At 71.4% G+C, this 12,072-nt stretch carries 10 protein-coding genes; 4 read left to right on the forward strand and 6 right to left on the reverse strand.

What is annotated here, in order from left to right; all coding sequences use genetic code 11:
• Positions 1-158 precede the first annotated feature (158 nt).
• From EL266_RS11095 to EL266_RS11105, 3 genes are all read right to left on the reverse strand, one after another.
• Positions 159-2,516, reverse strand: a complete 2,358-nt coding sequence (locus tag EL266_RS11095; RefSeq protein ID WP_026426627.1) for a polyribonucleotide nucleotidyltransferase — start codon at positions 2,514-2,516, stop codon at positions 159-161.
• Positions 2,517-3,014: 498 nt separating this feature from the next.
• The gene (gene rpsO / locus EL266_RS11100) at positions 3,015-3,284 is read right to left on the reverse strand and encodes a 30S ribosomal protein S15 (RefSeq protein WP_026426626.1); all 270 of its coding nucleotides are present in this window, start codon (positions 3,282-3,284) and stop codon (positions 3,015-3,017) included.
• Between the two features lie 205 nt (positions 3,285-3,489).
• A complete protein-coding gene (locus tag EL266_RS11105; protein WP_026426625.1) occupies positions 3,490-4,512 on the reverse strand; it encodes a bifunctional riboflavin kinase/FAD synthetase in 1,023 nt (340 codons plus the stop codon).
• 305 nt (positions 4,513-4,817) lie between these two features.
• Here EL266_RS11105 and EL266_RS11110 point away from each other — a divergent pair, with 305 nt between their 5' ends.
• The 4 genes from EL266_RS11110 to EL266_RS11125 are packed head-to-tail and all read left to right on the forward strand — an operon-like array spanning position 4,818 to position 9,920.
• Positions 4,818-5,486 (forward strand): TetR/AcrR family transcriptional regulator, encoded by a 669-nt coding sequence (locus EL266_RS11110; protein ID WP_026426624.1) that lies wholly within the window; start codon positions 4,818-4,820, stop codon positions 5,484-5,486.
• Positions 5,483-6,826: an MFS transporter gene (locus EL266_RS11115; RefSeq protein WP_084500586.1), complete on the forward strand. Its 1,344-nt coding sequence runs from the start codon at positions 5,483-5,485 to the stop codon at positions 6,824-6,826. The genes EL266_RS11110 and EL266_RS11115 overlap by 4 nt, the downstream gene beginning before the upstream one ends.
• Positions 6,820-9,129: an ABC transporter permease gene (locus tag EL266_RS11120; RefSeq protein WP_026426623.1), complete on the forward strand. Its 2,310-nt coding sequence runs from the start codon at positions 6,820-6,822 to the stop codon at positions 9,127-9,129. Before EL266_RS11115 ends, EL266_RS11120 begins: the two co-directional genes overlap by 7 nt.
• 11 nt (positions 9,130-9,140) lie before the next feature.
• On the forward strand, positions 9,141-9,920 hold the full coding sequence (locus EL266_RS11125) for an ABC transporter ATP-binding protein (protein ID WP_026426622.1): 780 nt from the start codon (positions 9,141-9,143) through the stop codon (positions 9,918-9,920).
• A 102-nt stretch (positions 9,921-10,022) separates the two neighbouring features.
• On the opposite strand, the gene EL266_RS11130 is transcribed toward EL266_RS11125, so the two are convergent.
• From EL266_RS11130 to rbfA, 3 genes are read right to left on the reverse strand one after another with little or no spacing between them, the layout of a single operon-like run.
• On the reverse strand, positions 10,023-10,436 hold the full coding sequence (locus EL266_RS11130) for a hypothetical protein (protein ID WP_084500584.1): 414 nt from the start codon (positions 10,434-10,436) through the stop codon (positions 10,023-10,025).
• A gap of 40 nt (positions 10,437-10,476) precedes the next feature.
• Positions 10,477-11,544: a tRNA pseudouridine(55) synthase TruB gene (gene truB / locus EL266_RS11135; protein WP_084500582.1), complete on the reverse strand. Its 1,068-nt coding sequence runs from the start codon at positions 11,542-11,544 to the stop codon at positions 10,477-10,479.
• Positions 11,541-12,053 (reverse strand): 30S ribosome-binding factor RbfA, encoded by a 513-nt coding sequence (gene rbfA / locus EL266_RS11140; RefSeq protein WP_051281038.1) that lies wholly within the window; start codon positions 12,051-12,053, stop codon positions 11,541-11,543. Before rbfA ends, truB begins: the two co-directional genes overlap by 4 nt.
• Between the last annotated feature and the right edge of the window lie 19 nt (positions 12,054-12,072).

Here is a 12,072-nt window from a genome sequence, read left to right on the forward strand (position 1 = left end):
GAGCACGGGTGGGATACGGCATTCCCGGCTTGCGGAACGAGGAATGCGCAGGGCCCGGGGCCAGCCCACGGTCACCGCCTGTCAGCCAGTGCCTGGGGACCCCGGGCCCGGGAGCCCGGCCCGCCGCGCCTCGGATCAGGCGCGGCCAGCAGCCGTTGTCAGTCCTCGCGCTCCTCCTCAGCCGTGCGCAGGCGGCGACGACGCGGACGGCGCTCACGGCGCTCGCCCTCGGCCTCGCCGCGCTCACGGCGCTCGCCGCGCTCGGAGAAGCGGGCGGCCTTGCGGGCGGTCTCGCCCTCGGCCTCGGCGGCGAGCTGCTCCTCGGACAGGACCGCGTGCAGCGAGAGCTTGCCCCGCTGGTCGATCTCGGCGAGCTCGACCTGGACCTTGTCCCCCACGGCCAGGACGTCCTCGACGTTCTCCACCCGCTTGCCGCCGACCAGCCGGCGGATCTGGGAGATGTGGAGCAGACCGTCCTTGCCCGGGGACAGGGCCACGAAGGCGCCGAAGGTCGTGGTCTTGACCACGGTGCCCACGAAGCACTCGCCGATCTCGGGCATCTGCGGGTTGGCGATGGCGTTGACGGCGTCGCGGGCGGCCTCGGCCGAGGGGCCGTCGGAGGCGCCGATGTAGACGGTGCCGTCGTCCTCCACGGTCAGGTCCGCGCCGGTGTCCTCCTGGATCTGGTTGATCATCTTGCCCTTGGGGCCGATGACCTCGCCGATCTTGTCCACCGGGATGCGGACCGTCAGCACGCGCGGCGCGGTGGGAGCCATCTCATCAGGGGCATCGATGGCCTGCGCCAGGACGTCGAGGATGAACAGACGGGCGTCACGCGCCTGGCCCAGCGCGCCGGCCAGGACCTCGGAGGGCAGGCCGTCGAGCTTGGTGTCCAGCTGCAGGGCCGTGATGAAGTCACGGGTTCCGGCCACCTTGAAGTCCATGTCGCCGAAGGCGTCCTCGGAGCCCAGGATGTCCGTCAGCGTGGCCCACCTCGTCTCGCCGTCGATCTCATCGTGCATGAGGCCCATGGCGATGCCCGCCACAGGGGCGCGCAGGGGCACTCCCGCGTTGAGCAGGGACAGGGTCGAGGCGCACACCGAGCCCATGGAGGTCGAGCCGTTGGAGCCCAGGGCCTCGGAGACCTGGCGGATGGCGTAGGGGAAGTCCTCCCGGCTGGGAAGGACGGGCACCAGGGCACGCTCGGCCAGGTTGCCGTGCCCGATCTCCCGGCGCTTGGGGGCGCCCACTCGTCCGGTCTCACCGGTGGAGAAGGGCGGGAAGTTGTAGTTGTGCATGTAGCGCTTGTGCGTGACCGGCGACAGGTCGTCGACCTGCTGCTCCATGCGCAGCATGTTCAGGGTGGTCACGCCCAGGATCTGGGTCTCGCCGCGCTCGAAGATGGCCGAGCCGTGCACACGGGGCAGGACCTCGACCTCGGCGGCCAGGGTGCGGATGTCCTTGAGCCCGCGCCCGTCCATGCGCACGCCCTCGGTCAGGGTGCGACGGCGCACCAGCTGCTTGGTCACCGAGCGGAAGGCGGCCTTGAGGGCCTTGTCGTCCTCCTCGGCGGGGAAGGCCTCGGCCAGCGAGGCCAGGACCTCCTCGCGCACCGCGTCCACGGCCAGGTCGCGCTCCTGCTTGCCCTCGGTGGCGATGGCGGCGGCCAGGCCCTTGTCCGCGGCCGCCTTCTCCACGGCGTCGTACTGCTCATCGGAGTAGTCCAGGTAGAGGGGGAACTCCGCGGTGGGCTTGGAGGCGGAGGCGGCCACCTCCATCTGAGCCTGGCACAGCGCCTTGATGTGGGGCTTGGCGGCCTCCAGGCCCTCGGCGACCACGGCCTCGGTGGGGGCCACGGCGCCGGCGGCGATGAGATCCCAGGCGCCCTCGGTGGCCCCGGCCTCGACCATCATGATGGCCACGTCCCCGGAGTCCAGGACGCGACCGGCCACCACCATCTGGAAGGTGGCGCGGCGCTGCTCGGAGTGGCGGGGGAAGGCGACCCACTGCCCGTCGATCAAGGCGATGCGGGTGCCGGCCACCGGCCCGGAGAAGGGCAGTCCGGCGATCTGGGTGGACATGGAGGCCGCGTTGATGGCCAGCACGTCGTAGTCGTCATCGGGGTGGATGGCCAGAACCGTCTCAACGACCTGGACCTCATTGCGCAGGCCCTTGACGAAGGAGGGGCGCAGCGGGCGGTCGATGAGGCGGCAGGCGAGGATGGCCGCGGTTCCCGCGCGACCCTCGCGGCGGAAGAAGGAGCCGGGAATGCGCCCGGCGGCGTACTGGCGCTCCTCGACGTCAACGGTCAGCGGGAAGAAGTCGAACTGGTCCTTGGGGTGCTTGCCCACAGTGGTGGCGGACAGGATGGCGGTCTCGCCATCGAGGTAGGCCATGGCGCTTCCAGCGGCCTGCTTGGCCAGACGGCCCGTCTCGAAGCGCACCACGCGCTTGCCGAAGGAGCCGTTGTCGATCACTGCCTCTGCGGCGGTGACCTCGGGGTCATCAATGAACATCGGTGAGCTATCTCTTTCTCGCGATCAACAGGGCCGTGCCGTGGCCTCCGATCGAGGCCCACGGAGCGGACCGCCCCCCCACAATGGCGCATCATGCACAATGAGGGAGCGCAGCTCCGGAGGCCACCACCGAAAACCGGGCCGGCTACCGCGCCACAGGGGTCCTGGAGCGCGGGGCCGCGTTTTGCGCGCCTGCGCGGACGCTGCCGCGGAGATCTTACCGTGAGGTGGCCCGCATTGCCCTACCCGCGGGTGAGCGAGTACGTGAGATGGGCCGCCCACGAGCCGTCGTCCCCTCGCCCGCCACAGCCGCGGGCAACGGTCCGAATATCGGCCAGCCCCGGGGAACATACGCGCTGGCCTGGGATGATGGGCCTTGGCCCACCTGAGGCCCACCTGAGCAGGGGCGCTCACCCGGTCCTGGCACGAGGACTCCCCACCGACATGTGCGGCGATGCCGTCTGCCGATGGGGAGTTCGATTCAGCGGGCCCGGGGGCTCAGCGGCGGATGCCCAGGCGCGCGATGAGGGAGCGGTAGCGCTCGATGTCCTCCTTCATGAGGTAGTCCAGGAGGCGACGGCGCTTGCCGATGAGCAGGTAGAGGCCACGGCGCGAGTGGTGGTCGTGGGTGTGGCCCTTGAAGTGCTCGGTGAGGTTGGAGATGCGCTCGGTCAGGACTGCGACCTGCACCTCCGGAGAGCCCGTGTCACCCTCGTGCGTGGCGTACTCGGCGATGATCTCCTGCTTTCGCTGCGGGGTGACCGACATGCGGACTCCTTAAACATCTCGTTGCACGGAGCGCCGGGGCATGTTCTCCCGGGCATGACTCATCCGTGGCCGATCGACGGCCCGCCAACACTACCAGCGCACGGCCGCACCGGGCCCGCCGTCGGCTGTGGGAACCGGCACAGGCGCCGCCCACGGGGGCCGGCGGCTCAGCGCCCACCGCGCGCCCACCGCGCGCCCATCGCGCCTACTGGGCGGTGACCTCCTCGGGGTCGATGGGACCGGGGACCGGGACGCCCAGGATGGCGGCGGTCTGCTCGATATCGATGCGCATCCGCTCCAGCAGGGGCTCCAGTCCGTCGAAGGCGAGCATGGGCCGCAGGTGCTCGACCAGCTCGATGCCCACCTCCTCGCCGTAGAGGTTGAGATCGGCGCGCCCCAGCACATGAGCCTCGACGGTGCGCCGGGGGACGTCGTCGAAGGTGGGATTGGTGCCGATGGAGATCGCGGCGGGCAGGCGCTCCTGGAGGCCCCCCACCGCCCCGTTGCGCACGAGCCAGCCGGCGTAGACGCCGTCGGGCGGGACGACGCCGGCCGTGGCGGCCTCGAGATTGGCGGTGGGGAAGCCGAGCTCCCGCCCGCGGCGCAATCCGTGGACCACGGTTCCGCGCAGGCGGTGGGGGCGCCCGAGGATCTCGCAGGCCTGGCGCACCTCGCCGCGGCTCAGGCACTGGCGGATCCAGGTCGAGGACCAGCGCCTGCCCTGCTGGGAGCTCACCGCGGTGAGGATCTCGACATCCATGCCGCACTGCCGGCCGATCTCCTCCAGGCTGGCGGCATCACCGGCATTGTCGCGCCCGAAGCGCACGTCATCGCCCACGACGATCGCGCGCGCCCCCAGCAGGCCCGCCAGCCAGGTCCTCACGAACTCCTCGGGGCTCTGGGCGGCGAAGTCCAGGTCATAGGCGATCACCAGGACGGCGTCCAGGCCCAGGGCCTCCAGGGAGACCAGGCGATCGGTCAGGGAGGTCACCAGCGGCAGATCCTCCTGGGGGCGGTGGACGAGGCGGGGATGCGGGTCGAAGGTGACCGCGACGGCCAGCGGCGCCGGCCCGGGCCGCCACTGACGAGCGCGCTCCACCACGCGCTCCAGGATCGCCTGATGCCCGCGGTGGACGCCGTCGAAGATGCCGATGGTCACCACGGCGCCCGGGCCACCGGGCTCACTCAGGCTCGCGGGCACCTGCTCGGCGCCGTACCAGACCTCCACTGCAACTGTTCCTGTTCGTCATCGGCTGATCGATCTCACCAGCGGGCGGAGCGCCCAGCCAGTCGCGGGTCAACATTGCCACGCCTGGGCGAAGGGGCGCGAACCCGGACCGACGACGACGCATCACATCCCCATCACGCCTCGGCCGGCACATGCTTGCCAGGCGTACCCAAGTCGCGGTACCCTAATCTCGACCGACGGTCGGTCGAGACACTGAAAGCCCGGCATTCAGCCACACCGCCCGACCATCTCGATCACCCCGACACCCATTGGCCCAGCACGGATCAGCACGGAGGCGAGGAACGATGCCACCAACCGCCAAGCGAGTCTCCAAGCCGGCCTCCCAGCGCCGCACCGAGATCCTCGACGCCGCCCATAGCCTGTTCATCACCAAGGGCATCCAGGCCACCTCGGTGGAGGACATCCTGACGGAGGTGGGCATCGCCAAGGGCACGCTCTACTACCACTTCTCCTCCAAGGACGACATCCTGCGCAGCCTGGTCGAGCGCACCACTGCACGCGTCTCGGCCCAGGCCCAGGCCGTCGCCGACTCCCCGATGCCGGCCATCCCCAAGTTCCTGGCGGTCATGGCCGCGGCCCGGGCGGAGGACTCCGAGATCGCCCTGGCCGCCGAGCTCCACACCACCGGCCACGACGAATTCCATCTCATGTCGATCCTGGGCACGATCCGCGCCCTGACCCCGATCCTGGTCGGGGTGGTCGAGGAGGGGATCGCCGAGGGCTCCTTCACCACCGACCACCCCCGGGAGGTCATCGAGATCATCCTCACCGCCGCCGGGATGCTCCTGGACACCGGCATCTTCATCGGCGAGGAGGACCAGATCCCCCGGCGCACCGCGGGCCTCATCCACGCCGCCGAGGTCCTGCTGGGCACCCAGCCCGGGGCGCTGGCCCAGGCCATGGAGGGCGTGGAGGGCATCGAGGGCATGCAGGGCATGGAGGGCTCAGCATGAGGCACCTGTCCATCCTGCTGATCGGCGCACTGGTCAACTCCGTGGGATCAGGGCTGACCGCCTTCGGCCTGGCCATCTTCGCCTACGAGGCCTACGGCACCGCCTCAGCGGTCGCCCTGGTCCAGCTGTGCGCCTTCGCCCCGATCATCCTGCTGGCCCCCGCGGCCGGGGCCCTGGCCGACCGCTTCGACCGCCGCCTCATGATGCTCATCGGCGATGGCGGCTCCGTGGTGGGCCTGGCCGTCATCATGATCGCCCTGAGCAGCCCCGAGCCGCGCCTGAGCCACATCCTGGCCGGAGTCGTCATCTCCTCCTGCCTGGCCGCATTGACCGAGCCCGCGCTGCGCGCCTCGGTGAGCGACCTGGTCGAGCCCAAGGACCATGTGCGCAGCGCCGGCCTCCTGCAGGCCGCCGGATCGGCGCGCTACCTCCTGTCCCCCATCGCGGCCGGAGCCCTGCTCCCCCAGGTGGGACTGCCCGGACTGCTGATCATTGACGCGGCCACCTGCCTGGTCACCGCGGGATGCTCGGGCGCGGTCATGCGCGCCGTGGGTCGCAGGGCCGCGAGCGTCACCGGGTCCGCCAGTATCACCGACCAGCTGCTGGGAGGCTGGCGCGCGGTGAGGGGGGACCGCGCCGTGCGCGCCCTGGTCGGGCTCATGACCGTCATGACCCTGCTCATCGGCATGCTGCAGGTCCTGCTCAAGCCCATCGTGCTGCCGTATGTCGACGCCGCCGCCATGGGGCGCATCGAGACTCTGGCCGCCGCCGGCATCCTGGTGGGGGCGGCATCGGTGGCGGCGCTGGCCAAGGCCCAGCCCACCGCGCTGCTGATCATCGGCACCGCGGCCACCGGGGCGGCCATGATCGGGCTGGCACTGCGGCCCTGGCCCTGGTGGGTGGCGCTGTGCGGATTCGCCGTCTTCGCCTCCCTGGCGCTGTGCCAGGCGGGGGCCGACGCCCTGGTTCGCCGCGCGATCCCGCAGGACCACCAGGCGAGGGCATGGGGGACCATCAGCCTGATCACCCAGACGGGCTACATCCTGGCCTATCTGAGCGCCGGTCCCCTCGCCGACGGCGTGCTCTCCCCGCTGCTCGCCCGTGACGGTGCGCTGTCCCCCGGCCTGGCAGGCGTCATCGGCACAGGGCCCGGGCGCGGGGCCGCCGCCCTCGTGGCGCTGGCGGGAGTGGCCACCCTCGCCCTGGCGGGCGTCCTGGCCCGGCGCCGTCACGACCTGTCCGCCCATTCGCCGACCCCGCCCGGAGCCCGGCGGTCCACATCTCATTGCCCGAACGATGCTGCCCCTGGCAGCGCCAGGATGGAGGCCTGGTCATGCTGAGACGACTCCTGAAGGCGGACCTGAGGCGCAGCTCCGCTGTCGCCCTGACACTGGCGGCGCTGATCGCCCTGGCCGCCATGCTCATGTCGGCGGCGACATCGCTGATCGTCGATACGACCGCCGCGACCAATCGGCTCTCACAGCGCGCCAAGGCGCCCGACCTGGTGCAGATGCACTCCGGGCAGGCCGATGCCCAGGCGATCCAGGCGTGGGCGGAGTCCCGCGAGGAGGTGGTCGACCACGAGGTCATCAAATCCCTGCCCCTGCCGCGCCAGGAGCTGTGGATCGGTGGGGCCAACCAGGCCGACTCCTACAACGAGCCCGCCTTCGTCACCGCCCCCCAGCGCATCGACCTGCTGCTGGATGAGGACGGCGATCCCGTCCATCCTCGCCCCGGGGAGATCGCGCTGCCGATCCACTACAGCGCGATCGGCGCGGCCCAGGTGGGCGACACCGTGGTCGTCGACACCGGGGAGCTGCGCCAGGAGCTCAAGGTGGTGGCCTTCGTCAGGGACGCCCAGATGAACGCCGCGATGGTCCCCTCCAAGCGCCTAGTGGTCAGTCCTGAGGACTTCGCCGCCCTGGAGCCGCATATCGCCGAGCCGGAGTACTTCATCGAGTTCGATCTGACCGACTCCGCCCGGCCCGCCTCGGTGATCGACGCCTACAAGGCGGCGGGCCTGCCGGCCACGGGCATCCATGTCGATGCCTCGATGCTCCAGCTCATGAATGCCGTGAGCACCATGCTCATCGCGGCCGTGGCGCTGGTCGTGGCGCTCGTCCTGGTGGTGGTGTCCATGCTGGCGCTGCGCTACACGGTGCTGGCCGCCATCGAGGCGGACCTCGCTCAGATCGCGGTTCTCAAGGCGATCGGCGCTCCCCCCGCGCAGATCCGGCGCCTCTACCTGCTCAAGTACCTGGTGCTGACCCTGGTGGGCTCGGTTGTGGGCTACGTGGCCGGCCAGCCGCTGGCCGCCGCCCTGGGCGCCCCGGCCCAGCTCTACCAGGGCACGCCTCCCACCACGGTGTGGAGCGTGGGGCTCCCCATTCTCGCCGTGCTCCTCCTGGCGCTGAGCGTCATCGGCCACACCTCGATGACCCTGAGGCGGCTGGGCAGGATCTCGGTCATCGACGCACTGCGCAGCGGGACCAGCGCCTCGCTGCGACACCGGCGGCATCGGTGGCGCCTGTCGCGCTCGCGCCGCATGCCGGTCCAGCAGTGGCTCGGGCTGCGCGAGGCGCTGCGCCCGTCCAACGCCCTGCTGCTGGGGGTCCTGGCCCTGTGCACCGTCACCATGGTGCTGCCGCTGAGTGTCGCCTCCACCCTGGACAACCCGCGGATCACCACCTACCTGGGCGTGGGCCAGACCGATCTGCGCATCGATGTGCGCCCCGGGACCCAGGACCTGAAGGATGTGGAGGCCGCGGTCGCCTCAGACTCGCGCATCTCCCGGCACACCACGGTGCTGCGCCGCAGCTACGCCATGCGCGCGCCGGATGGGGCATGGGAGTCGGTCCTCATCGATATCGGCGATCACCAGGCCTTCCCCATGCAGTACATGACCGGCAGGGGGCCCCGCTCCCCCCAGGAGATCTCCCTGTCCTACAACCAGGCCAAGGCGGTCGGCGCCGAGGTCGGCTCCAGCGTCGCCGTGCAAACCGCCGGTGGACAGCGCGACCTGACCGTCACGGGGATCTACCAGGACATCACCAACAACGGCCTGACCGCCAAGGCGCTGTTCGACGACGGCGCCCCGGCCCTGTGGCAGTTCATCTATGCCGATGCTAAGCAGGACAGCCAGCAGGGGGCCATCGCCCGTGACCTCAACGAGAGGCTGCCGGGGGTCCAGGTGACCTCGACCGCCGAGCACTCCTCCCAGCTCTTCGGGGCGACCTCCTCCCAGATCCGCGTCATCGCGGCGCTGTCCTGCGTGGTCGCCCTGGGCCTGACATTCCTCATCACGGTGCTCTTCGCGGTCCTCGTCCTGTCCCGGGAGCGGTCTCAGGTGGCCGTCCTGACAGCGCTGGGCTGCACCAGGCGAGCCATCGGCGGGCAGTACCTGACCCGCTTCGGCCTGATCACGGCCGCGGGCATCGCCCTGGGCCTTCTGGCCTCCATGACCCTGGGAGAGTCGGCGATCGGCCTGGTCCTGGCCTCTCGGGGAGCGCCGAGCTTCCACCTGCTTCCCGAGCCGCTCGTGGTGGGCCTGGTCCTGCCCGGCGCGCTGGTCCTGACCGTCCTTGGCGCCATCTGCCTGGCCCTGCGGCGCCTGTCCACCATCACCCTGACCACCAGCGAGTAAGGAGAGCATCCATGAGCAGCACCGCCCAGGCGCCGCAGGCGTCCCCAGGAGCCCCCATTCTTCGGGCTCGGGGACTGACCAAGGCCTATAACGCCCCCGTCCTGGAGGACCTGGACCTGGATATCGCCGCCGGGGAGTTCGTCGCCATCATGGGCCCCTCGGGCTCGGGCAAGTCCACCCTCCTGCACTGCCTGAGCGGCATGACCCGGCCCTCGAGCGGGTCGGTCCACCTGGAGCGCACCGATCTGGCCTCCCTTGATGAGCGCCGGCTCTCCGAGCTGCGCCTGTCGCGCTTCGGCTTCGTCTTCCAGCAGGCCCATCTCATGTCCACGCTGTGCCTGCTGGACAACGTGGTCCTGCCCGGGCTCCTGGCCGGCAGGCGACCTCGCCCCGAGGTCGAGGCCCGGGGCAAGCGGCTCATGGCCACCATGGGGATCGGCGAGCTGGAGGGCAGCGATATCACCGAGGTCTCCGGGGGCCAGCTCCAGCGGGCGGGGATCTGCCGGGCCCTCATCAATGAGCCGGAGGTGATCTTCGCCGATGAGCCCACCGGGGCGCTGAACTCCACCACCGCCCTGCAGATCCTCGACCTGCTCGGGCAGATCCACGCCTCGGGCTCAACCCTGGTCATGGTCACCCACGATGCGCAGGTGGCGGCTCGGGCCAGCCGGGTCCTGGTCCTGGTCGACGGCAGGATCGTCGAGGACCTTGACCTGGGGGCCTACCAGGAGGCCCAGGCCGGCCAGCGCCTGGAGGCCGTCTCCAGGGCCCTGCAGCGCCAGTCGGTGTGAGTGGCCCGAGGGCGGCCCGCGCCGCTCACCCCTGCTCGGGACCGGCCGCGGCCCGGCCGCCCTGGCGGCCCGGTGCCGGCCCCCTGCCGGCACCGTGCTGGCTCAGTGCCCGCCGCAGCCGCAGCCGGAGCGCCCGTGGGCGTGAGCACGACCGTGAGCGTGACCATGCCCGTGTCCGCCGCAGCCGCAGCCTCCGGTCGCCGAGGCGGAGACATCACGCAGACCCAGGGTGTTGCCGGCCTTGCGGCCGGGGACGACGCCTGAGGCCTCAGGCGCCTGGGCGCCACCGGCCGACGAGCCGGTGGCGGCCGTGGGGTCATCACCGCTCGAGGAGTCTGTGACCTCGGAGGGCTCGGGCCTCTCGTAGCCCTCCCCCACAGGCTGGGCCACGCGCGGGGCGGCGGCGCGCTCCTGGGCGCCGCCGTGACCGCCGCAGCCGCAGCGGCAGCCCGAGCGGGCTCCCGTCGTCTCCGATCCTTCCTGCTGGGGCTCAGGGCGCTGGGTCGTGTCAGCCATGGCAGTTCCTGCCTTTCAGGTGGGGCGGCCCGCGCCTGGATCAGGCAGGATCCAGGACGAGTACGGGGCGGGCCTTATGGCCCTTGCGCACCAACAGTGCCACGACACTGCCCGACGGGGCGAACCCGGCGACCACCCCACCGCTGGTCGCCGAGGCGATGGGGCGAACCGGGGATCGGCGTGAGTCCAGGATCTGCTCATCAAGGAACTGGCCGTGGCGCAGGGCCTGAGCCTGAGCCTGGCTCAGCTCGACCGACTCGAAGCACAGGCGCGCGGCCTGGGCCATGGGCATGACGGCCAGGCCCCGGGGCTGGGATGCGGCGGCGTCGTCCTGAACCTGGGCGGACAGCGCCTCCAGGGTGGCGGCCCACCCCACCTCCAGGGGGCCAACGGCGCTGCGGCGCAGCGCGATCAGGTGGGCCCCGCAGCCCAGCCCCCGTCCCAGGTCGCGGGCGATGGCCCGCACGTAGGTCCCCGAGGAGCAGGCCACCTCGACGTCGATATCCACCACGGGGGTGCCATCCTGGGCGCTGGCGGCCCTGGGCTCCCCAATGAGATCCAGGGCGCTGATAACCACCTGCCGCGCCTCCAGCTCAACCTGCTCGCCATCGCGCACACGGGCGTAGGAGCGCACGCCGTCGACCTTGATGGCGGACACGGCGCTGGGGACCTGCATGACCGTCCCGGTCAGGCAGGCCAGGGCCCGCGTGATGCGCGGGGCATCCACCTGCCGGGCCGTGCATCCCGATGAGGCGGTGATCCGTCCCTCGGCGTCCTCGGTGCTGGTCTCCTGCCCCAGGCGGATAGTGGCCCGGTAGGCCTTGTCGGCCCCCACCAGATGGGTCAGGAGGCGGGTGGCGCGCCCGATGCCCACCACGAGCAGTCCCGTGGCCATGGGGTCCAGGGTGCCGGCATGGCCCACCTTGCGGGTGGCGGCCAGTCGGCGCACGGCGCCGACGACGTCATGGCTGGTGATTCCAGCGGGCTTGTCCACCAGGAGCAGGCCGTCGCCGGCCGTGACCGCCCCGCGGGGGACCCGCGGCCGGGGAGGCCGGGAATCGCCCGCCGCCGAGCCCTGGCCCCGGGCCGTCGGGCGCTCGGGGCTCACAGCGCCCCGTCCCGCTCCTGGGCCCCGTCGCCGGGCTCAGGCCGGTCCTCCGCCCGGCCCGCCCCATCAGGGCCGGCCTCGTCCTTGTCCGCCGGGTCATGGCGGTAGGGGTCGGCCTGCCCGGCATAGGTGGCGCCCTGGGCGCTGCGGGCGATCTGCTCATCGCGGACCTTGGCCTGAGCCAGGGCGTCCTCGAAGGTCTTGGCCGTGGTGGGCAGCGCGTCGAGCTGGAAGGACAGGGAGGGCGTCAGGCGGATGCCCAGCGCCTTGCCGACCTCGGAGCGGATGAGACCGGTGGCCGACTTCAGGGCCCTGGCGGTGTCAGCGCGCTCCTCATCGGAGCCGTAGACCGTGTAGAAGACGGTGGCCTGCTGAAGATCACCGGTGACGCGGACATCGGTGATTGTCACGAAGCCGAGCCGGGGGTCCTTGATACGGCCTCCCAGGAGGCGGGCGACGGTCTCGTGGATGCGTTCAGCCACCTTGCGGGCGCGTGCGGCGTCGGCCATGGGGTCCTCCTGGGGTCGT

Source organism: Actinomyces slackii (assembly GCF_900637295.1).
Taxonomy (GTDB): Bacteria; Actinomycetota; Actinomycetes; order Actinomycetales; family Actinomycetaceae; genus Actinomyces; species Actinomyces slackii.